Origin of the sequence: Labrys neptuniae (genome assembly GCF_040797145.1) — a bacterium.
Taxonomy (GTDB): domain Bacteria; phylum Pseudomonadota; class Alphaproteobacteria; order Rhizobiales; family Labraceae; genus Labrys; species Labrys neptuniae.
On the sequence record NZ_JBFNQD010000015.1, the window covers coordinates 24,556 to 45,886 of the forward strand.

The window sequence follows — 21,331 nt, forward strand, 5'->3', positions numbered from 1 at the left end:
AACGGCAAAGAACACCGCAAGCCCGGTCGAAAGACCGGACCGGCAGCGAGAGCGGCCGAATCACGACCGCACCCATCTCATCACATGCCGTGATCTTTGCAATCACGGCGTTACCGCGAAATCGCCTTGCCTCAGGCCATCAGTTCGCGGGCCTGGCGCCCCGCGGCCTGCAGGGCTTCATAGACCTTGAATTTCTTCTCGTGGAAGGCGCGGATCTCGCCTTGCCCGGGCGCATAGGTAGCTCCGAGTGCGGACATGCCGCTCATCGCCTCGGCCAAGGCGGGATAGGCCTTGCCGGCCACGGCGCCGAGCATGGCCGCACCGAGCAGGACGGGCTCCGGCGTCTCGGCTACCGCAACCTCGATGCCGGTTGCGTCGGCGATGATCTGGCGGACCAACGGGCTCTGGGCCGCGCCGCCCGAGATGATGATCTGCTGGAGCACGATGCCCTTGGCCGCCATGGCCTCGACGATCTGCCGCGCGCCATAGGCAAGGCCGCACAGCCCGGCGACATAAAGCCTGACCAGGCTGTCGAGATCGTCCTCCAGGTCCAGCCCCGCGATCACCGCCCGGGCATCGGGATCGGCATGGGGTGCCCGATTGCCGAGAAACTCGGGCACGACGTGAATGCTGCGTGCCAGGGTGGCATCGCCGGCGAGATTGGCCTGCGCCTCCAGCCAGGCGAGCAGGGGGCGCCCGGCGCTCTCGGCCCGCTCCACGGCCTGGGCATAGGCGGGATGCAGAGTGAGGAGATGGTCGAGCGCCGCGCCGGCGGCCGACTGCCCGCCCTCGTTCAGCCAGAGGCCAGGCACCATCGCCGAGAAATAGGGGCCCCACACACCCGGCACGAAAGCGGCCTCGCGCGTGCTCGCCATGGTGCAGGCCGAGGTGCCGAAGACATAGGCGAGGCGCGCGGTCACGTCGGCACCCTGGCCGTCCTTGCCGGCCGCGCCGACGGTGCCGATGCCGCCGGCATGGGCATCGATCAGCGAGGCGCCGACAGGAATGCCCGCCGTCAGGCCGAGATCGGCGGCTGCCGCCTCGGTCAGGCCGGAACCCAGCGGCGAACCGACGTCCACGATGGTGTCGCCGATGCGGGCAAAGCCTTCATCGGCCAGCGCACCCAGCCCGATCTTGTGGAAATAGCCGGCGTCCCAGCGCTTCTCATGCGCCAGATAGGTCCATTTGCAGGTGACGGTGCAGACCGAGCGCGACAGCGAGCCGGTGGCGCGCCAGCTCAGATAATCCGGCAGGTCGAAGAAATAGCCGGCCGATGCAAAGATCTCCGGCTTGTGCTCCCTCAGCCAGAGCAGCTTGGGCGTCTCCATCTCCGGCGAGATCACGCCGCCGACATAGCGCAGCACCTCTTCGCCGGTCTCGTTGATGCGCCGGGTCTGGTCGAGCGAACGATGGTCCATCCAGACGATGACGTTGCGGTTGGGATCGTCGGACGGGCCGACGGAAAGCGGCTCGCCCTGCTTGCCCACCACCACCAGCGAGCAGGTCGCGTCGAAGCCGATGCCGGCAATGGCACCCGGCTCGACCGCAGCCTCGGCCAGCGCTCCCTTCACGGAGGCGCAGACCGCCTGCCAGATATTCTCGGAGGACTGCTCGACGATATCGCCGGGCTCGTGCCAGATGGTGATCGCCTGCTTGGCCGAACCGAGCAGCTTGCCGCTGGCGTCGAACACGCCGGCCCTGGCCGACCCCGTGCCTACATCGACACCGATGAAATACTGATCGCCCATCTCGCGGTTCGCTCCCGGATCTATGCTGCAGCCTTCCGCTGCTCTGAGCCTTCAGCTTAAAGGGGTGCCCGGGCTTGGCAACCTCGATTGGCCGGCGGGGCTGATACGAATTTCACCGAGCGCCATTGCTTTTCGATCGGAACCCAAGCGAATTGGTGGGGGGACATCATGCCGTCGTGCAAACATTTGGATCGAACTCGCGAAGGCACTGCCCCGGAACGGCCCGCCATGGGCGATTGCCTTTTGACCAACGAAGAGCATCCCCGCCGCACCGCCAGCGTTTGGTAATCGCCGCTACGCCGAACTGCGACGCACCACTTCAAAACCGATATCGACGATCTGTACGGGAATCGTCTCTTTGCGTATGCGTGCCAGCACCAATTCGCCGGCGCGTGTTCCAATGTCACGCCCAGCGATGCGTATCGTGGTGAGATCAAGGCCACTTGGTTGAGCGATCGAGAAATCACCAAAGCCGGCGACGGCGAGCGCTCCTGGCGTCTCGATGCCGCGCCGCTGCGCGGCCAATAGCACACCGGCAGCAATGGCATCGAGGGAGCAAAACACGGCATCGGTATCGGGAAAACCGGCCAGCAACTGATCGAGGAGCGCTGGACCGCTTTCCATGCCGGCAACCACAGCGGCAACGGTAATTTCACGTGGCGCTATACCCAGGGCCGCCAATGCACTGCGATAGCCCTCGCGTCGCTGCAGGCCGCGCCGATCCTTCTCGTCACCAGGACCAATGAAAGCGATGCGTCGATAGCCATAGCCATGCAGCGCCATCGTCATTGCGCGACCGGCAGCCGGATTGTCGAAGCCGACCGCCATGTCGACCGGCTCGGCCGGCAGTTCCCAGGTCTCGACGACGGGCACGCCGGCTGTGCTCAGCAGGCGGCGTGCGCGGGGGGTATGCAGCGTGCCGGTCAGCACAACTCCATCGGGACGACGACCGAGGATCGCGCGCAGCAAATGCTCCTCGTCGGTCGCCGAATAATCCGACGAGCCGAGCAGAATGGAAAAGCCCGCCGCTTCGGCGCAGCGCGTGAGGCCCGCAATGGTCTGAGAGAAAATCGCGTTCTCGAACGTCGAGACCACCGCGGCGATCAACCCGCTACGCCGTGCGGCAAGACTGCCGGCCAGGAGGTCTGGCACATAGTCCAGTTCGGCCATCGCCGCTTCGATGCGGGCACGCGTTGTCGCCGCGACAAGTTCAGGCGTGCGTAGCGCACGCGAAACGGTCATCTGCGAAACACCGGCGCGTTGCGCCACATCGTCCATGCGGAGCCTGCGTTCTGTGTTGGGCTGTGATTTGGGGGCTGCCATGCGCCTTCGTTCACTTTATCCGCTTCGGCGCTTCACCACGCAAAGACCGACTCCGCCTCGTATTATTTTTCCTCTCACAACTCAACGCGCTTGACTCAAGATTATGTTACCGCAAACATGTTTGCGCAAACATGATTGCGCAAACAGGCACTCCCTTCGAGGAAGAAACGCCATGCCGCAAGGAGGAAAAATGCTCAGCGAAGCCCAAATCCAGGCCTATCACGACGATGGCTATATTCTTGTCGAGGATGTCGTTACGGGTGAGGAACTCGAAGAACTGCGACGCCTGACCTATGAGAAGATCGATCAATCGCGGGCCGTGTCGGCAAGCGACGAGGTGTTCGACCTCGATGAGGGGCACTCGAAAGACAATCCGAAGTTGACGCGCATCAAGATGCCGCACATGCAGATGCCCGCATTCTGGGACATCTTGAAATCCAGCAAATTCCGCTCGGTTCTGGAAGCTCTTCTTGGTCCGGCCGTGCGCCTGCAGACCTCGAAGCTCAATACGAAGGCACCGGGCGGCGGGGCCGCCGTCGAATGGCACCAGGACTGGGCGTTCTATCCGCACACCAATGACGACGTGCTGGCAATCGGCCTCATGCTCGAGGACGTCAAGGAAGAAAGCGGTCCCTTGCTCGTCATACCGGGCACGCACAAGGGCCCGGTACTCAGCCACTTCGTCAACGGCGTATTCGCCGGCGCAATCGATCCGAGCGATCCTCTGTTCGAGAAGGACAAGATCATCACGCTGACCGGCAAGGCCGGTTCGATGACGGTCCATCATTGCCGTACATTGCATGGGTCCGCGCCGAACGTGTCGGATCGGGCGCGCCTCATCTGCTTCTATGAGATGTGCGCGGCCGATGCCTGGCCACTCGCGGGGGGCGCCGGCGCCTTCCTCAACATGAATCAGCGCCAGGTCTATGACGCGGTACAAAGCCGGATGATCTTCGGCGAGCAGACCATGCGTCCGCGCCTGAAAGACGTACCTGTCCTCCTGCCGTTGCCGCCGGCGCCGGACGCGTCGTCGATCTTCAAGACCCAGAAGAGCGCGGGCGCGGTCAGCGCCTTCGCCAAGGCGGACCAGAAGGCCGAGCGCGCAGCATAAGCGTGCCGTGTCTTTGTGCGGAAAGCGCAGCCGGCGTCCAACGAGGCGCCGGTCATTCGATACAAAACAAATGCCTCCGGGGAGGATACTCCATGCCAAAAGCTGCGGCGGAAATGCATCCGCGCAAGGTCATCGTCGCGTCCTGCGTCGGCTCTGCACTCGAATGGTACGACTTCTTCATCTATGCGACGGCCGCCGGACTCGTGTTCGGCAAGCTATTTTTCGCTGATTTCGGTGGCAAGGGCACGCTGATCGCCCTCGCAACCTTCGGCGTCGGCTTCATCGCCCGCCCCTTCGGCGGCTTGTTCTTCGGTTATCTCGGCGACCGCATCGGCCGCAAGCCGGTGCTGCTGATCACTCTGATGATAGTCGGCATCGGCACAGTCTTCATCGGTCTGCTGCCGACTTACGAACAGATCGGCATCTGGGCGCCCATCCTTCTTGTCACCATGCGTCTGATGCAGGGTTTCGGCGCGGGTGCCGAGTATACGGGCGCCGTGATCCTGCTCGCCGAATATGCGCCAATCGGCAAGCGCGGCTTCTGGTGCTCGTTCGCACCCGCCGGAGTCGGCATCGGGATGATGTTGGCATCGAGCGCGTTCTGGCTCGTCTCGCAACTGCCGCAAGAGCAATTCATGGACTGGGGCTGGCGCCTGCCATTCCTGGCCAGCATCGTTATCATCGCGTTCGGCTTGTTCGTGCGCTACCGTATCGATGAAACACCGGTGTTCGAGAAGATAGCCGCCGAGCCGGAAAAGAAGTCGAAAAATCCTATCATCGAGTCGCTGACGAAGCAGCCGCGCAACTTCTTCGTCGTCCTCGGGGCGCGTCTTGCCGAGAACGGGTTTGGCTATCTGTTCCCCGTATTCGGACTTAGCTACGCGGTGAACACGCTCGAGTTCCCCAAGGATCAATCCTTGTTCGTGTTGATGACCAGCTATGTCGTGCAGGTAGCGTGCGTGATCGGCTTTGCGGCACTCTCAGATCGCATCGGCCGACGGCCCGTCTACATCGCTGGCGCGTTGTTTGGGTGTCTCATCGCGTTTCCATTTTTCTGGCTGCTCGAGTCGAAATCGTTCCTTGCTTCGATCGCCGCGTTCTGGCTGGCGCAGATAGCGGTCGGTATGATGTTCGGCGTTCAGGCTGCCTATTTCTCCGAACTCTTCGGACCGGCACGCCGCTTCTCGGGCTTCGCTTTCGCGCGCGAACTCGGGTCGCTTCTTGCCGGCGGCCCTGCCCCCGCATTGGCGACCTTGATGGTGTCGTGGGCTTCAGGTTCGTCTTGGCCGGTGGCGCTTTACTCCATCTTCCTCGGCCTTTGCACGGCCTATGCCGTATGGATGGGTCCGGAAACCTATCGCGACGATATCGCAGTCGACCAGCTTGAGAGCGACGCCACAACTCTGCGAGCGCGGGCGCAAGTAGCGTAGCAAGGAATAGGAACGAGAAGAATGACAAAGGTCCGGGTTCGCAAGCGCGAACTCGGCGTCGCGAACTTTGTTGCGAGAAGGCACCCGAAGTGGCTCGTTTGGCAGCCTCGATCAGCAGACCGAGCCGATAGGAATTTCACCGGGAGACTCGTCGTCAACCTGCCACATTGACCACCTCGACCTCGACGCCGGCCTCCGCCAGCATGTCGTGCGCCGCGGGCGGAATGCCGTCATCGGTGATCAGCCGGCGGATGCGTGAAAGCGGCGCCACCGCCATCGAGCCGCGCGGCTCGAATTTCGAGGAATCCGCCAGGACGATGAGATCGGCGGCGCGATTGAGCAGCTTGGCTTCGGCCCGTGCGATCAGCGGATCGCTCTCGATCAGGCCGAGCGGGCCGATCGAGGCCGCGCTCATGAACATCTTCGAGGCCGTATAGTGCTGGATCGAATCCTCGTCGAAGGGCGAGAGGATCAGGCTCTGGTCGCGATAGATCTCGCCGCCGGGCAGGATGATGCGATTGTCGCTCTCCTGCATCAGCGCCGCGGCGATCGGGAAGGAATTGGTCAGGATCTGCAGGCGCGAGGCCCGCAGGAATTCGACCATGTGGAAGGTGGTCGACCCGCCATTGATGATGATGGATTCGCCGTCGCGGCACAGGGCCGCCGCGCGCTCGGCGATCGCTCGCTTTCGCTCGGCGTTGAGGGCCTGGCTGACGCCGAAGCGCCGCGCCTCGAGCTTGGCTCCTTCCGGCGAGGCCAGCGCGCGGACACCGCCATGCATGCGCCGGACCATGCCCTGGGCGGCAAGATGGGTGAGGTCGCGGCGGATGGTTGCGGGCGAGGCCCGGGTGACGGCAGCAAGCTCCCGCGCCGAGATCACCGAGCGTTCCTGCACAAGCCTGACGATGGCCTGCCAGCGTTCCTGTTCGTGCATGCCCCCTCCATTCGCTCACAACCTCGTCCATCCGCTCATTCATGTCAATGATATGAGCGATTTGTTGCACTGCACGACAAATTTTACGCATCGCATGAGCGATAATGATTGACCATGAGCGACAGCATTCATAAGGTCTAGCAACAATGACACAGGAAACGCATGCCATGGCCTCCGCACGACTCGCAGACCTCTGGGACGACGCCGTCGCAAATTCCCTCGATGAACCAGGCAAGCTGCTCTATCGCTCCAATCTGCTGGGTTCGGACCTGCGCATCACCAATTTCGGCGGCGGCAACACCTCGGCCAAGGTCAAAGCGACCGATCCGCTGACGCGCCAGGAGGTCACCGTGCTCTGGGTCAAGGGCTCGGGCGGCGACATCGGCTCGATGAAGCTCGACGGGTTCTCGACCCTCTATCTCGACAAGCTCGGGGCGCTGAAGGGGCTCTATCGCGGCCTGACGCATGAGGACGAGATGGTCGGCTACCTGCCGCACTGCACCTTCGACCTCAATCCGCGGGCGGCTTCCATCGACACGCCGCTGCACGCCTTCGTGCCGAAGATCCATGTCGACCATGTCCATCCCGACGCCGTGATCGCCATCGCCGCCTCGAAGAACGCCGAGAAGCTGACCCAGGAGATCTTCGGCGGCGAGATCGGCTTCCTGCCCTGGCAGCGGCCCGGCTTCGACCTCGGCCTCAAGCTCTCCAAACTGGCCACGGAGAATCCCCATCTCACCGGCGTGGTGCTCGGCGGACATGGCCTGTTCACCTGGGATGACGATGCCAAGGCCTGCTACCAGCTCACCTTGCGCATCATTCAGAAGGCAGCCGACTGGCTTGAAGCCAAGGCAAGCAAGCCGGCCTTCGAGGGCAGCAAGACCACGTCCCTGCCCGCTGCCGAGCGGGCCGCCATCGCCACCCGCCTGATGCCTGAAATCCGCGGCCGCATCGGCAAGGCCCAGGCCAAGTCTGGCCATTTCACCGATGCGCCCGAAGTACTGGAATTCGTCAATTCGAACGCGCTCGACAAGCTCGCGCCGCTCGGCACCTCCTGCCCCGACCATTTCCTGCGCACCAAAATCCGCCCGCTGGTGATCCCCTTCGCCGGCGACATCGAGGCCACCATCGCTTCGCTCGACGGCCTGATCGAAGCCTATCGCGCCGATTACGCCGCCTATTACGAGCGTTGCAAGCATGCCGATTCCCCGGCCATGCGCGATCCCAACGCCGTGATCTATCTGGTGCCGGGCGTAGGCATGCTCTCCTTCGCCGCCGACAAGGCGACGGCCCGCATCGCGGCCGAATTCTACGTCAACGCCATCAATGTGATGCGCGGGGCCAGCGGCGTCGACACCTATGTCGGCCTGCCCGAGCAGGAAGCCTTCAACATCGAATACTGGCTGCTCGAGGAGGCCAAGCTCCAGCGCATGCCCAAGCCCAAGGGCCTGGCCGGGCGCACCGCTTTGGTCACCGGCGGCGCCGGCGGCATCGGCCGGGCGATCGCCGCCCGCCTGATGCAGGAAGGCGCCAATGCCGTGCTGGCCGATATCGACCAGGCCTCTCTCGACGCGGCCGTCGCCGATTTCGGCAAGCTGTTCGGCAAGGACAGGGTGCGTGGCATCGCGATGGACGTCACCGACGAGGCCAGCGTGATCGCTGCCTTCGAGGAAACCGCGCGCAGCTATGGCGGCATCGACATCGTGGTCAACAATGCCGGCATTTCCTCGGCCGCTTCGGTCGAGGATACCACGCTGGAACTGTGGAACCGCAACATCTCCATCCTCGCCACCGGCTATTTCCTGGTGGCGCGCGAAGGCTATCGCCTGATGAAAAACGAGGGCAATGGCGGCTCCCTGGTGTTCATCGCCTCCAAGAACGGCGTCTCCGCCTCGGCCGGTGCCTCGGCCTATTGCACGGCCAAGGCCGCGGAAATCCATCTCGCCCGCTGCATGGCCCTGGAAGGGGCACCGCACGGCATCCGCGTCAACGTCGTCAATCCCGATGCGGTGCTGCGCGGCTCCAAGATCTGGCAGGGCGAATGGCGCCAGCAGCGCGCCGCCTCCAACAAGATCGGCGAGGACGACCTGGAGGAGTTCTACCGCAAGCGCTCCCTGCTGCAGCGCTCCGTCTATCCCGAAGACATCGCCGAGGCCGTCTACTTCTTCGCCTCGGACCTCTCGGCCAAGTCCACCGGCAATTTCCTCAACGTCGATGCCGGCAATGTGGTGAGCTTCACGCGCTAAGATGCCAGGTTGCAATTGAACTCGTTAGACAGAATTGTTATTTTGTCTAACGAGGAGCCGCCAATGCTGAAATCGTCCCATCAAAGCCCGACACTTCCCCAGAACCCGAGGCGGCAGTCGGTGATTGATACGGCGCGCCGGCTTGGGCTGCTCGGCGGCGAAAATGGCCGGATCGGCGGGCGGGTGCAGCGTGATCTCGTGGCGGCGGCCAAGGAGAAATCGGGAATCGCATCCGACACTGAACTGTTGGAATACGCCCTGGCCAGGGTCGCGCTCGAGGATGATTTCGGGGCTAAGCTCGTCCGCCGCAAGGGTCGGATCGAGAAAGACATCGACCTTGAATTTTGAGCTGGCGCGCGCACTTCGGCGCGTCAAACCCCAACGTGTCGCCGGTACGATCCGGCGACGGCCCCTTGCCGACCTGCCGAGCGTCATGACACCGATTTCGGCCGGCACCGAATTGCTGATCGACAGTTGCGTTTATATCGACATACTGCAAGGCCATACACCAGTGAGCGTCGACGATCTGCTTTCTGCGCGGATCATCAATCACTCCACGATCTGCTTGGCTGAATTGACGCATCTGTTCGGCCGCCTCGACCCGAAGCACCCGGCGACCAGGAACGTCCTGCGCGAAATACGGTACACGATCGAGGGCATTCCGGGTCACCGACTTTCGTCCCCTTCCCATACGGCAATCGGTGAAGCAGGCATGCTGGCCGGCCTGGTGGCCCGCTTGTCTGGCGTCGACAATCGCGCGAACCAATCTCTCCTCAACGATGCAGCCCTCTATCTGCAGGCTGTGGAGAATGGCTGGACTGTGCTCACCAGCAATATTCGGGATTTCGATTATTTCGATCAGCTCCTGCCGGCCGACCGGGTACTCTTCTACGAGAAGACTGCGACCACGCCAAAGCGCTGACAAACGATAGTCCCGGCACCAGCCCACGGGAGAAGGCAGGGGATTGTGCAGCCAACATTCGCGGGCTAAGCGGAGGGGTCTGTTCCATCCGCGGGAACGGCCTCCCGCAGCGCTCAAGCAGTTCACCGCTTCCCATGGCCCGGATCGCCTTCCACGCCCCGCTCAAACCAGCCGATCACCCGGTGCCGTCGGGGGATCGGGAAACGGCGCGCCTTTTTCTTGCCGCGCTGCAGGGCGCCGGTTTCGAGACCGGCATCGCCTCGACGCTGCGGACCGCCGACCCGGTCGGGGGCCGGGATTTTTCGGGTCAGGCGCAGGCGGAAGTGAGCCGCCTGCTTACGCTTTATCGCGAGCAGCCACAGGAACGCCCGGCCCTGTGGTTCACCTATCACGTCTATTACAAGGCGCCGGACCTTATCGGCCCGGCGATCACCCGGGCCCTTGGCATTCCCTATGTCATCGCCGAGGGGTCACGGGCGCCCAAGCGCGCCCAAGGTGCCTGGTCAAAGGGTCATGCGCAGGCGGAAGCTGCCCTCGACGCAGCCTCGCTCATTTTCATCCTCAATCCGAACGACCGGGCCATGCTGGAGGCGGCAAGGCCTGTCGGCCAGGCCCTTGTCGACCTGCCGCCCTTCATCGATGCCGCCGGCTGGCCGCTCATGGAACGAGACCGCCCCGAACCCGGCGCGCCGTCGTCTGCCTGCCGCCTTCTCACCGTCGCCATGATGCGCGAACCCGACAAGCTGGCGTCCTACGAGATTCTGGCGGCTGCTCTGGCCGGGCTCGATGGCGACCTTTCCTGGCATCTCGACATCGTCGGCGATGGTCCGGCCCAGGCCAAGGTCGAGGCACTGTTCGCCCCCTTCGGCCAATGCGTCACCCTGCATGGCCGCATCGACGATCGTGCCGGGCTGGCCGGTTTCTATGCGCAGGCCGATCTGCTCGCCTGGCCGGCGGTGAACGAGGCCTTCGGCATGGTTTTCCTGGAGGCGGCTCTGCAGGGCTGCCCCTCCGTCGCCGGCAAGTTCGGTGGCGTCGGCTCGGTAGTACTGGACGGGCAGACCGGCCTGCTGGCCAGGCCCGGTGACGCCGCCGATTTCGGCCACTCCCTCACCGGCCTGATGCGCGATACTGCCTTGCGGCAGCGCTTCTCCGGCCAAGCCCTCGCCTTCGCCCGGCAGGAGCGCTCGCTCGCCTCCGCCTCTCGCCGACTGCGCGAGGCCTTGCTGCCCTTGATCCAACCGGAAAAGCCCGCCGCATGAGCCGCTCCGTCCTCATCCTCGTTACCCACCTGCTCGGCGTCGGCCATCTCGCCCGTGCGGCCGCCCTGGCGCGCGGTCTGGTCACGGCCGGCCATCGCGTCACCCTGGTCAGCGGCGGCCGGCCCGCCCCCCTGATCCGGGTCGAGGGCGCGACCTTCGTGCAATTGCCGCCCGTCCACTGCGTCGGCGTCGATTTCCGCACGCTGCTCGGCTCCGATGGCCGTGAAATCGGCGACGAGGTCCGCCAGGCTCGCATCGCGGCGATCCTGGCCGCTCTCGCCACCGCCGATCCGGACGTGGTCGTGACCGAAACCTATCCCTTCGGCCGCCGTCAGCTCGCCCCCGAATTCCGCGCCTTGGTCGAGGCGGCGCGCCAGCGCGCCAGGCCGGTGGCCATCCTCGCTTCTATCCGCGACATCCTCAACCCGCCGGCCAAGCCGAGCCGGGCGGAGGAGGCGGAGGCCGTCCTCGCGCGCTTCTATGACGGCGTCCTGGTGCATGGCGATGCCCTTGTCACGCCGCTGTCGGCGTCCTGGCCTGCCAGCCCGGGACTGGAGCGCATGCTGACCTATACCGGCTACATCGCCGACACGACCGAGCCCGTCGAAGCCATCCCCTCCCGCGAGATCCTGGTCTCAGGCGGCGGCAGCGCCGCCAGCCTGCCGCTCTACCGCGCCGCCATCGAGGCTGCGGCACTTGCCGATATGCCCGCGCGCTGGCGCCTGCTGGTCGGGCACGGCGTCGCCGCGAGCGATTTCGAAGCCCTAGTGGCCAGTGCCGGCCCTCAGGCCGTCGTCGAGCGGGCCAGGCCGGACTTTCCCGCCTTGCTGGCGGACGCCGCCGCCTCGGTGAGCCAGGCGGGCTACAACACCATGATCGACCTCGCCCTTGCGGGCGTGCCGGCGGTGGTCGTCCCCTTCGAGCAGGGCAAGGAAGCCGAACAGCGCCTGCGCGCCGAGTGCTTCCACGCCCTCGGCCTCGCCGGCATCGTCCGCGAGGCCGATCTCTCCGGCCCCACCCTGGCGGCAGCCGTCGAAACGGCCCTGGCGCGTCCACCGGGCGAAGCACCGGTCCTTGCGCTGGACGGCATCGCCGGCAGCGTCAGGGCCGTGGAAGCGGCAGCGCAGCGGGCCGAAGACCTGGCTGGGGCCTGGACCCGTCTCGACGAGGCCCTGGCCGCCCGCCACGAAGTCCGCCTGTGGTGGCGCGACGATGATGCGGTAGCCGCCACGCCGGCGCTCGACCGCCTGCTTGCCCTGGCGCATCGCCACGACCTGCCGCTTTCGCTGGCCGTCATCCCCGCCGCCGTCTTGCCGAGCCTGGCCGAGGCGATCGCCGAAGAACGGCAGGTCGACATTCTCGTGCATGGCTATACCCATGCCAATCACGCCCCGCCCGGCGCCAAGAAGCAGGAACTCGGCCATCGCCCTGCCGCCGAGATACTAGCGGAGCTCGGCCAGGGCCTCTCGACGTTGCGCTCCCGCTTCGGCGCATGCTGCCTGCCCGTCCTGGTGCCGCCCTGGAACCGGATCGATCCGGCACTGATCGGCGGTCTCGCCGCTCTCGGCTTTCGCGGCCTGTCCGTCGCCGGCCCACGGCCTGCCGCTCGGCTGCATGATCTTACCGCCATCAATATTCACATCGATCCGATCGCCTGGAAACAAGGTGGCGGCCTCGTGGAGCCTATTCAGGTATTGTCACAGTTCATCAATGCCCTTGAACATGACGAACCCTTGGGCATACTCACGCATCACCTCGTACACGATGCCTGGATTTGGAGCTTTCTGGAACGGTTGTTCGAGAGGCTCAAGAATCACGCGAATATACGTTTCCTGTCGGCACATGCGTTATTTGCATGAAACGCTGGATCGAAAAACGATACACACGCCAGATAGCAGTGGCGCGCGATTGCGCGTGGGAATAGTCTGGCAACCGACAAGCACCGGAAAACGGGCATCGGAGAGACTGCGGAGCGGGGATGATCAACCAGCCGTTGCTGAGCGTGCGCGACCTCAGCGTAGACTTCCAGGGCGACACCGGCCTGGTCCATGCGGTGAAGAACGTGTCTTTCGACGTCTTCGAAGGGCAGACGCTGGCGGTGGTGGGCGAGTCCGGATCCGGTAAGTCGGTGACGGCCCAGGCCATCATGGGCCTGCTTTCCAAGACGGCGCGGGTCACCGGCGGCAGCTGCCTGTTTCGCGATCCTGCCACTGGCACGACGACGGATCTCGTCAAGCTCAATCCGAACGGGCCCGAAATGCGCGCCATCCGGGGCGGGCGTATCGCCATGATCTTCCAGGAGCCGATGACCTCGCTGTCGCCGGTGCACACCATCGGGGACCAGGTCACCGAGGCGCTGATCGTGCATACGGGCTGCTCCCGGCGCGAGGCGAATGAGCGGGCGCTCGATCTCTTCGCCAAGATCCATTTCCGCAATCCCAAGCGCATGCTCACCACCTATCCCTTCGAGCTGTCGGGCGGTATGCGCCAGCGCGCCATGATCGCCATGGCGCTGATCTGCCGGCCGGCCCTGCTGGTCGCGGATGAGCCGACCACCGCGCTCGACGTCACCACCCAGGCGCAGATCCTCGCCCTCATCAAGGAAATCCAGGACGCCAAGAGCGCCGTGAACCAGAGCATGGCGGTGATCTTCATCACCCATGATCTCGGCGTGGTCGCCAACATGGCCGACGAGGTCGTGGTGATGTATCGCGGCGAGGTGATGGAACTCGGCGGCCGCGATGCCATCTTCCAGCATCCGGAGCACGACTACCTCAAGGCCCTGATGCGGGCCGTGCCTCATTTCAACATGAAGCCGGGCGAAAGGCTGAAGCCCCTGCGGGAAATCGCCGTGCCGCCGCGCGGGGCCGCCGCACCTGCTCCGGCCACTGCGGGCAGCGGCCCGGTCCTCCAGGTCGAGAATGTCTCCAAGACCTTCACGATGCGATCGGGCATGTGGTCGGGCCGTGCGGAGACGATCCAGGCGCTGACCAATGTCTCGCTCTCGCTCGAACGCGGCACCACCTTGGGCCTCGTCGGCGAATCCGGCTCGGGCAAGACCACCCTGTCGCGCATGATCATGCGCGCACCCGGCAGCGCACCGGACAGCGGCGAGGTCCGCTTCGACGACGGCAGCGGCCCGCGTGACGTGTTCACGCTGGAAGGCGAGGCGCTCAAGGCCTATCGCCGCTCGGTCCAATTCGTGTTCCAGGACCCGTTCTCCAGCCTCAATCCACGCATGACGGTGTTCGACATCCTGTCCGAACCCCTGCGGATCCACAGCATCGGTACCGCCGACGAACGGCATGAGCGGGTCAAGTCGCTGCTCGAACTGGTCGGGCTCGAACCGCAATATATGCGTCGCTACCCGCATTCCTTCTCGGGCGGCCAGCGCCAGCGCATCGGCCTTGCCCGCGCCTTGGCGCTGGAGCCCAAGGTGATCCTGTGCGACGAGCCGACCTCGGCCCTCGACGTCTCGGTCCAGGCCCAGATCCTCAATCTGCTCAAGGACCTGCAGGCCGCGCTCGGCGTCTCCTATCTGTTCGTGTCCCACAACCTGGCGGTGGTCGAATACATGGCCCGCGACATCGCCGTGATGTGCCGCGGGCATATCGTGGAACAGGCGCCGCGCGAGGTGCTGTTCCGTTCGCCTCAGCATCCCTATACCAAGGCCCTGCTGCAGGCCATTCCGGACGTCGACCTCGCCAACCCGCTCGACTTCGCCAAGCTGAAGACCGGCAATGCCTCCCAGCCCGAGAAATGGCCGGCCCCCTTCGCCATCCTTCCGAACGCCCCGCCGCCCATCATGGTGGAGGTGGAGCCCCGCCATTTCGTCCGCCTCGGCGCCGACGCGGCCGACCAGCGCAGGGGAGAAGCGGCGTGAACACCGTCCTCAAGCACATTGCAGCCGCTCTGGGCCTCGCCTTCTTCCTGGCGGGTCCTGCCATCGCGGATCCGCCGCCGGCTCCCGCCGAACCGCCTTCCCTGGTCGCCAAGATCGCCAGCGGCGAGTTGCCGCCGCTGCTCGATCGCATGCCGAAGGTGCCGCTGGTGGCCGACATGCTGGCCCGCAACCGCAGCCTGGGTGATTATGGCGGCGAGATCCGCACCCTAGCGTCCAAAGCCCGGGACCTGCGCTACATCAACGTCATCGGCTATACCCGGCTCGTCGGCTATGACGAGCATCTCAACCTCGAGCCGGACATCCTGCAGGCCGTCGACAGCCAGGACGACAAGGTCTTCACCTTCACCTTGCGCGAAGGCCACCGCTGGTCGGACGGCGCCCCCTTCACCACCGAGGATTTCCGCTTCTACTGGGAGGATGTCGCCCTCAATTCGAAGCTCAATCCAACCGGCCCGCCTGCCTTCATGCTGGTCGACGGCGAGAAGCCGAAGGTGGAGGTGCTCGACGCCACCCATATCCGCTACAGCTGGTCCAAGCCCAATCCGGGCTTCCTGCCGTCGCTGGCGGGACCACGACCGATCTGGATCTATTCGCCGGCTCACTATCTCAAGCAGTTCCACAAGAAATATGGGGATGCGGACAAGCTCGCCCAGATGGCCGCGGACCGGCAGATGATGTCCTGGGCTGCGCTCTATAACAAGCTCGACGATCCCTATGAGAACTCGAACCCGGACATGCCGACGCTCGATCCCTGGCATGTGGTGACCAAGGCGCCGGCCCAGCAATATGTGTTCGAGCGCAATCCCTATTTCCACCGGGTCGATCCTCGCGGGCGGCAGCTTCCCTATATCGACCGCATCGTGGTCTCGATCTCGTCCGGCGGACTGTTCGCCGCCAAGGCCAATGCGGGCGAGGTCGATCTGCTGGCCTGGGGACTGAGCACCAGCGACATTCCCACGCTCAAGGAAGGCGAGGCCAGCCACGCCTATCGCACGCTGGCCTGGCCGATTGCACGCGGCTCCGCCTTCGCCTTGTTTCCCAACCTCACCTGCAACGACCCGATCTGGCGCGCCGTGATGAGGGACGTGCGCTTCCGCCGCGCCCTGTCTCTGGCCATCGACCGGCACACGCTCAACAATTCCCTATGGTTCCGGCTCGGCATCGAGGGCAACAACACCGTGATGCCGGAAAGCGCGCTCTACAGCGAGGACGACCGCAAGCGTTGGGCCACCTATGACCCGGCGCTCGCCAAGAAGCTGCTGGACGAGGCCGGCCTCAACAAGCGCAACGCCGCCGGCTTCCGCCTGCTGCCGGACGGACGGGAAGCGGAACTGATCGTCGAGGTCGCCGGCACCGCGCGCGACATCGCCGATGCGCTCGAGATCACCAGCGAGTTCTGGCAGGATGTCGGTCTCAAGGTGGTGGTGAAGGCCGAGGACAGCAACGACCTTGCCAAGCGTTCCTTCTCGGGCGTCACCCTGATGGTGGCGAGCGAAGGCCTGGAGAACGCCATCCCGACCGCGCTGATGCCGCCCAACGGCCTGGCTCCGTTGCGCCAGGACAATTACTCCTGGCCCAAATGGGGCCAATATGCCGAAACCGGCGGCATGGCGGGTGAAAAACCCGACATGCCCGAAGCGGTCGAGTTGATGTCCCTGTGGGAACAGTGGATGAATGCAACCACACTGAACGCCCAAGCCGCCGTCTGGCGCGACATGCTCGCCCTTCATGCCGACCAGCAGTTCAGCATCGGCACCGTGCAGGGCGCGCTCAAGCCCATCGTCGTCAACAAGGCCATCCGCAACATCCCCAAGAAGGCTGTGTTTTCCTGGGAGCCGACAGCACTGATCGGTGTCTATCGCGTCGATGAATTCTACTACGACAACATCGTCGTGACGGGGAATACGCCATGATGCGCTACGTGCTGCGCCGCTTCGCCACCATGGTGGTGACGCTGCTGCTGATCTCGCTTCTGATCTTCATCGTGATCAAGCTGCCGCCCGGCGACTTCCTGACCAACAAGATCAACGAGCTCAGGGCCCAGGGCGAGGCGGCCAGCATCGCCAAGGCGGAGGCAATGCGGGCGCAATACGGCCTCGACAAGCCGCTGCTCCACCAATACGCCACCTGGCTCGGCGTGCTGCCTGGCCCCGACGGTTTCAAGGGTCTGCTGCAGGGCCATTGGGGCTGGTCGTTCGAATATGAGCAGCCCGTGAAGGTGGTGGTGGGCGACGCCCTGCTGCTGACCGTCCTGCTCAACCTGGCGGTGATCGTCTTCATCCACCTCGTCGCCATCCCGATCGCCATCTATTCGGCCACCCGCCGCAATTCCGTCGGCGCCCATCTGGTGACGTTCCTGGGCTATATCGGCCTGGCGACGCCCAGCTTCCTGCTCGCCCTCGCGCTGCTGTTCTATCTCAACCGCTGGTTCGGCATCTCGATCGGCGGCATGTTCGGGCCCGACTATACCGATGCACCCTGGTCGTTCGGCAAGCTCGGCTCCTTCCTCAGCCATATGATCGTGCCGGTGGTGGTGATCGGCCTGGCCGGCACCGCTGGCATGATAAGGCGGCTGCGTGCCAACCTGCTCGACGAGCTCGCCAAGCAATATACGGTCACGGCCAAGGCCAAGGGACTGCCGCCGGGCCGTGCCCTCCTGAAATACCCCTTCCGCATCGCCCTCAATCCCTTCGTGGCCGATATCGGCAATCTCCTGCCCAGCATCGTCTCGGGCTCGGCCATCGTTTCGATCGTGCTGAGCCTGCCCACGATCGGCCCGATCCTGGTGCAGGCCCTGCGCATCCAGGACCAGTATCTGGCGGGTTTCATCCTGCTCTTCGTTGCCTTCCTCACGGTGGTCGGCATGTTCATCGCGGATCTCGCCCTCGCCGTGCTCGATCCGCGCATCCGTATCGGCACCGGCAAATAGGACTGTAATGACCGAGTTGCGATCGCCCCATTACGTCAATCCGGCTCCCTTCGACCCCTATGTCGCCAAGAAGATGACGGCCGAGGAGGAGCGCTTCTACCGCGCATCCTCCGCCACGCTGATCTGGTGGAAGTTCAGGCGTAACCGGCCGGCTTTGTTCGCCGGCATCTTCCTGGCGCTGGTCTATCTGTCACTGCCTTTCGTGGAGGTCATCGCCCCCTATTCCCTGAACCAGCGCAACGCCGACTATCTCTATACGCCGCCGCAGAGCGTGCATCTGTTTCACGACGGGCAGTTCGTCGGCCCCTTCGTCTATCCTGTGAACTTCGCCATCCGCGACATCGAGAGCCCGCAATTCCCGGGCATCTACCAGGTCGACAAGACCAAGCCCCAGGCGCTGCGTTTCTTCTGCAGCGGCGAACGCTACAAGATGTGGGGCTTGTTCGAGGGCAATTTCCATCTGGTCTGCCCGCCCGAAAACGGCACCGCCTTCCTGCTCGGGACGGACCGGCTCGGCCGTGACATGCTCTCGCGCATCATCTATGGCGCCCGCATCTCCCTCACCGTGGGTCTGATCGGCATCGCGGTCTCCTTCACGATCGGCCTGACCCTGGGCGGGCTTGCCGGCTATATCGGCGGCATCGTCGACGCCCTGGTGATGCGCCTGATCGAGGTGCTCCGCTCGCTGCCGGAACTGCCGCTCTGGCTCGCTCTGTCGGCCGCCCTGCCGGCCAATTGGAGCCCGGTGATCGTCTTTCTCGGCATCACCATCATTCTCGGCCTGCTCGACTGGCCAGGCCTGGCGCTGGCGGTGCGCTCGAAGGTGAAATCGCTGCGCAACGAGGATTTCGTGCATGCCGCCGAGATGATGGGAGCCTCGCGGGCCCGCATCATCGGCCGCCACCTCCTGCCCAATTTCATGAGCCACCTGATCGCCAGCGCCACCCTGTCGATCCCGGCGATGATCCTGGGCGAAACGGCGCTGTCCTTCCTCGGGCTCGGCCTGCGCCCACCCGTGGTGAGTTGGGGCGTCCTGCTCAACTCCGCCCAGAATCTCGGCGCCATCAACCTCTATCCCTGGCTGCTGATCCCGATGATCCCGGTGATGCTGGTCGTGCTCGCCTTCAACTTCTTCGGCGACGGCCTCAGGGATGCGGCGGATCCCTATCATTGAGGCGTGCGCCGATGACATATGACCGCTCTCGCCTCGAAGAGGCGTTTCGAGCCAAGACCCGTTTGAAGTTCGTGTTCTTCTGGGGGCATCAGCCCGCCAAGGACGGCCGGATCACCACCTCTTGCTTCAGCCAGTGGTGGCCTGCTCCCTTCGACGTAGCCGGGGTTCGCTACCCCACCGCCGAGCACTGGATGATGGCCGAAAAGGCCAGGCTCTTCGGCGATGAGCAGAGCCTTTCAGAGATCCTCACAGCGGCCAGCCCGAAGCAGGCAAAGCAACTCGGCCGCGGGGTGAAGGGCTTCGAGTCCTCGCACTGGGATGCGCAAAAATATCGCATCGTAACGGAGGGCAGCATCCACAAATTCGGCCAGAATCCAGCGCTAAAGGAATTTCTGCTGTCGACCGGCGAGGCCGTCCTCGTCGAGGCAAGTCCCGTCGACAGGGTGTGGGGCATCGGCCTCGCCGGCGATGATGAGCGGGCGGGCAATCCGCTTCTCTGGCGCGGCGAGAATCTGCTCGGATTCGCGCTCATGCAGGCGCGAGACCACCTTCGCGGTTGAGCGGCCGTCGTAAAATCCGCTCCGCTCGGCCTCCATTCCGACCTCACCGTGGCTCGAACCCGTGGAGATCACATGGCAGCCTACACTTTCAGCATCATCGGGGTGCTCGCACTCTGTCTGACCTCGATCGCCTTGGCCATCAACTCGGGATACTCCAAGGGCCGGGCCGGCGTGCTCTCCGGCCCGATACTTCCCGCCGCCGACGAAAACCCGCTCTACCGCATCGACCGTGCACATCTGAATTCGGTGGAGGCGCTGGCCCCCTTCGTCGTACCAGCCGTGCTGGCGATGATGGTAGGTGTGGGGCCGACCCTGCTCGCGACCCTGGTGTGGCTCTACGTCCTGGTCCGGGTGGCCCATGTGGCGATCTACCTGCGCGGCGGCAACGCGGCAAAGGGCGGCAGTGTGCGAACCGTTCTCTATATCGCCGGCTGCATGGTCACCGTGATCCTCATCGTCGTGACCGGATGGATCGCCATCGCCTGAGGAACCGGAGCTGGCCATCCCTGGCCTCCGGTTCCGCACAGCCTCAGGCCGCCTCCCAGACCGGGAAGGGATCGCTGAGATGGCGATAGGCCTTCGGGTCGAAGCGGCTCCCGCCGGCAGGCTGCACAAGGCAATCGTCCAGGGCTTTGCGGATCGCGGCCTCGTCCAGGCTGGTGCCGATGAAGACCAGCTCCTGGCGCCGGTCGCCCCAGACGTCGTCCCAGTTGCGCTCGAGGATGCGCCACCAATCGGGGTGATCGGGCCAATGCCGCCGCGGGATGGCGGCCCACCAATGCCCCATCGCGCTCACGCGGGCGATGGCCCCGGCCAGCGAGAATTCGCCCACCCAGTCAGGCCGCGTCGCCAGCCAGAAATGGCCCTTGGCCCGGATCAGCCCCGGCCAGGTGCGTTCGACGAAGGCGTTGAACTTGTCGGGATCGAAAGGCCGCCGCGCGCGATAGACGAAACTCTGGATGCCATATTCCTCGGTCTCGGGCATGTGCTCGGCGAAGCCGTAGAGCTCCTTGTACCAGAGCGGATGGCGCTGCGCCTTCTCCTCGTCGAACAGGCCGGTATCGAGCACCGCCTCCAGCGCGACCTTGCCGAAATCCGTCTCGATGATGCGCGCATCGGCATTGAGGGCCTGCACGACCTTGCGCACCAGTGCGAGCCGCTCGGCCGGGACCTGAGAGGCCTTGTTGATCACCACGACATCGGCGAACTCGATCTGCTCGACCAGGAGATCGACGATGGTGCGCTCGTCCCCCGCACCCGCCGTCTCGCCGCGATCGCGCAGGAAGTCGTTGGAGCCGTAGTCGGCCAACAGGTTCGCTGCGTCGACGACCGTGACCATGGTGTCGAGGCGCGCGACGTCCGACAGGCTCGTCCCCGCCTCGTCCCGGAAGGAAAAGGTGCTGGCGACCGGCAGCGGCTCGGCGATGCCGGTGCCCTCGATCAGGAGATAGTCGAAGCGGCCTTCCTCGCTCAGGCGGCGGACCTCGGAAAGCAGGTCGTCGCGCAAGGTGCAGCAGATGCAGCCATTGGTCATCTCCACCAGCTTCTCGTCGGTCCGCGACAGGCCGCTGCCGCCGTCGCGCACGAGATCGGCATCGATGTTGACCTCGCTCATGTCGTTGACGATCACCGCAACCCGCCGGCCCTCCCGGTTGTTGAGGACATGGTTCAGGAGAGTGGTCTTGCCAGCCCCCAGGAACCCCGACAGCACGGTCACCGGCAGCCTCTTGTCTTCGATCTCCATCATAACTCCATAGGTAATGTTATAACATAACATTACCTATGGCT

General features: G+C 64.5%; 17 protein-coding genes. 13 read left to right on the plus strand and 4 right to left on the minus strand.

Annotated elements, in window-relative coordinates; genetic code table 11:
- Positions 1-131: 131 nt before the first annotated feature.
- On the minus strand, positions 132-1,748 hold the full coding sequence (locus tag ABXS05_RS28400) for an FGGY-family carbohydrate kinase (RefSeq protein WP_367626190.1): 1,617 nt from the start codon (positions 1,746-1,748) through the stop codon (positions 132-134).
- 294 nt (positions 1,749-2,042) lie between these two features.
- Complete coding sequence (locus ABXS05_RS28405) at positions 2,043-3,026, minus strand: LacI family DNA-binding transcriptional regulator (RefSeq protein WP_311934567.1); 984 nt, start codon at positions 3,024-3,026, stop codon at positions 2,043-2,045.
- Positions 3,027-3,261: 235 nt separating this feature from the next.
- Here ABXS05_RS28405 and ABXS05_RS28410 point away from each other — a divergent pair, with 235 nt between their 5' ends.
- Both ABXS05_RS28410 and ABXS05_RS28415 read left to right on the plus strand, forming a co-directional pair.
- Complete coding sequence (locus ABXS05_RS28410) at positions 3,262-4,182, plus strand: phytanoyl-CoA dioxygenase family protein (RefSeq protein ID WP_367626191.1); 921 nt, start codon at positions 3,262-3,264, stop codon at positions 4,180-4,182.
- Positions 4,183-4,274: 92 nt separating this feature from the next.
- Positions 4,275-5,612, plus strand: a complete 1,338-nt coding sequence (locus tag ABXS05_RS28415; protein WP_311934565.1) for an MFS transporter — start codon at positions 4,275-4,277, stop codon at positions 5,610-5,612.
- Between the two features lie 154 nt (positions 5,613-5,766).
- On the opposite strand, the gene ABXS05_RS28420 is transcribed toward ABXS05_RS28415, so the two are convergent.
- Positions 5,767-6,546 (minus strand): DeoR/GlpR family DNA-binding transcription regulator, encoded by a 780-nt coding sequence (locus tag ABXS05_RS28420; RefSeq protein ID WP_367626192.1) that lies wholly within the window; start codon positions 6,544-6,546, stop codon positions 5,767-5,769.
- Positions 6,547-6,713: 167 nt separating this feature from the next.
- Between ABXS05_RS28420 and ABXS05_RS28425 the strand changes: the two genes are divergently transcribed.
- The 11 genes from ABXS05_RS28425 to ABXS05_RS28475 all read left to right on the plus strand — a co-directional run bounded on the left by ABXS05_RS28425 (position 6,714) and on the right by ABXS05_RS28475 (position 20,029).
- A complete protein-coding gene (locus ABXS05_RS28425; protein WP_367626193.1) occupies positions 6,714-8,792 on the plus strand; it encodes a bifunctional rhamnulose-1-phosphate aldolase/short-chain dehydrogenase in 2,079 nt (692 codons plus the stop codon).
- A 63-nt stretch (positions 8,793-8,855) separates the two neighbouring features.
- Complete coding sequence (locus ABXS05_RS28430) at positions 8,856-9,140, plus strand: hypothetical protein (RefSeq protein ID WP_311934562.1); 285 nt, start codon at positions 8,856-8,858, stop codon at positions 9,138-9,140.
- Positions 9,130-9,714, plus strand: coding sequence for a type II toxin-antitoxin system VapC family toxin (locus ABXS05_RS28435; protein WP_367626194.1), 585 nt, complete (start codon positions 9,130-9,132; stop codon positions 9,712-9,714). Before ABXS05_RS28430 ends, ABXS05_RS28435 begins: the two co-directional genes overlap by 11 nt.
- 134 nt (positions 9,715-9,848) lie before the next feature.
- Entirely contained in the window at positions 9,849-10,976 is a 1,128-nt protein-coding gene (locus tag ABXS05_RS28440; protein WP_367626195.1) for a glycosyltransferase family 4 protein, read from the plus strand.
- Positions 10,973-12,835: a glycosyltransferase gene (locus tag ABXS05_RS28445; RefSeq protein ID WP_367626196.1), complete on the plus strand. Its 1,863-nt coding sequence runs from the start codon at positions 10,973-10,975 to the stop codon at positions 12,833-12,835. Before ABXS05_RS28440 ends, ABXS05_RS28445 begins: the two co-directional genes overlap by 4 nt.
- 119 nt (positions 12,836-12,954) lie before the next feature.
- Positions 12,955-14,859, plus strand: a complete 1,905-nt coding sequence (locus ABXS05_RS28450) for an ABC transporter ATP-binding protein (protein WP_367626197.1) — start codon at positions 12,955-12,957, stop codon at positions 14,857-14,859.
- The gene (locus ABXS05_RS28455) at positions 14,856-16,793 is read left to right on the plus strand and encodes an ABC transporter substrate-binding protein (RefSeq protein ID WP_311934557.1); all 1,938 of its coding nucleotides are present in this window, start codon (positions 14,856-14,858) and stop codon (positions 16,791-16,793) included. Before ABXS05_RS28450 ends, ABXS05_RS28455 begins: the two co-directional genes overlap by 4 nt.
- Positions 16,790-17,809, plus strand: coding sequence for an ABC transporter permease (locus ABXS05_RS28460; RefSeq protein ID WP_367626198.1), 1,020 nt, complete (start codon positions 16,790-16,792; stop codon positions 17,807-17,809). Before ABXS05_RS28455 ends, ABXS05_RS28460 begins: the two co-directional genes overlap by 4 nt.
- 7 nt (positions 17,810-17,816) lie before the next feature.
- Positions 17,817-18,983, plus strand: a complete 1,167-nt coding sequence (locus ABXS05_RS28465; protein WP_311934555.1) for an ABC transporter permease — start codon at positions 17,817-17,819, stop codon at positions 18,981-18,983.
- Between the two features lie 11 nt (positions 18,984-18,994).
- Positions 18,995-19,543 (plus strand): riboflavin biosynthesis intermediates N-glycosidase, encoded by a 549-nt coding sequence (gene ybiA, locus ABXS05_RS28470; protein WP_367626199.1) that lies wholly within the window; start codon positions 18,995-18,997, stop codon positions 19,541-19,543.
- Between the two features lie 72 nt (positions 19,544-19,615).
- Positions 19,616-20,029: an MAPEG family protein gene (locus tag ABXS05_RS28475; protein ID WP_367626200.1), complete on the plus strand. Its 414-nt coding sequence runs from the start codon at positions 19,616-19,618 to the stop codon at positions 20,027-20,029.
- A gap of 43 nt (positions 20,030-20,072) precedes the next feature.
- Here the strand turns inward: ABXS05_RS28475 and zigA are convergent, their stop codons facing one another.
- On the minus strand, positions 20,073-21,287 hold the full coding sequence (gene zigA, locus ABXS05_RS28480; RefSeq protein WP_367626201.1) for a zinc metallochaperone GTPase ZigA: 1,215 nt from the start codon (positions 21,285-21,287) through the stop codon (positions 20,073-20,075).
- Between the last annotated feature and the right edge of the window lie 44 nt (positions 21,288-21,331).

Coding starts and splice junctions, on each gene's coding strand:
- ABXS05_RS28400 (WP_367626190.1), bottom strand. CDS start 1,748: ATGGGCGATCAGTATTTCATCGGTGTCGATGTAGGCACGGGGTCGGCC.
- ABXS05_RS28405 (WP_311934567.1), bottom strand. CDS start 3,026: ATGGACGATGTGGCGCAACGCGCCGGTGTTTCGCAGATGACCGTTTCG.
- ABXS05_RS28410 (WP_367626191.1), top strand. CDS start 3,262: ATGCTCAGCGAAGCCCAAATCCAGGCCTATCACGACGATGGCTATATT.
- ABXS05_RS28415 (WP_311934565.1), top strand. CDS start 4,275: ATGCCAAAAGCTGCGGCGGAAATGCATCCGCGCAAGGTCATCGTCGCG.
- ABXS05_RS28420 (WP_367626192.1), bottom strand. CDS start 6,546: ATGCACGAACAGGAACGCTGGCAGGCCATCGTCAGGCTTGTGCAGGAA.
- ABXS05_RS28425 (WP_367626193.1), top strand. CDS start 6,714: ATGGCCTCCGCACGACTCGCAGACCTCTGGGACGACGCCGTCGCAAAT.
- ABXS05_RS28430 (WP_311934562.1), top strand. CDS start 8,856: ATGCTGAAATCGTCCCATCAAAGCCCGACACTTCCCCAGAACCCGAGG.
- ABXS05_RS28440 (WP_367626195.1), top strand. CDS start 9,849: ATGGCCCGGATCGCCTTCCACGCCCCGCTCAAACCAGCCGATCACCCG.
- ABXS05_RS28445 (WP_367626196.1), top strand. CDS start 10,973: ATGAGCCGCTCCGTCCTCATCCTCGTTACCCACCTGCTCGGCGTCGGC.
- ABXS05_RS28450 (WP_367626197.1), top strand. CDS start 12,955: ATGATCAACCAGCCGTTGCTGAGCGTGCGCGACCTCAGCGTAGACTTC.
- ABXS05_RS28460 (WP_367626198.1), top strand. CDS start 16,790: ATGATGCGCTACGTGCTGCGCCGCTTCGCCACCATGGTGGTGACGCTG.
- ABXS05_RS28465 (WP_311934555.1), top strand. CDS start 17,817: ATGACCGAGTTGCGATCGCCCCATTACGTCAATCCGGCTCCCTTCGAC.
- ybiA (WP_367626199.1), top strand. CDS start 18,995: ATGACATATGACCGCTCTCGCCTCGAAGAGGCGTTTCGAGCCAAGACC.
- ABXS05_RS28475 (WP_367626200.1), top strand. CDS start 19,616: ATGGCAGCCTACACTTTCAGCATCATCGGGGTGCTCGCACTCTGTCTG.
- zigA (WP_367626201.1), bottom strand. CDS start 21,287: ATGGAGATCGAAGACAAGAGGCTGCCGGTGACCGTGCTGTCGGGGTTC.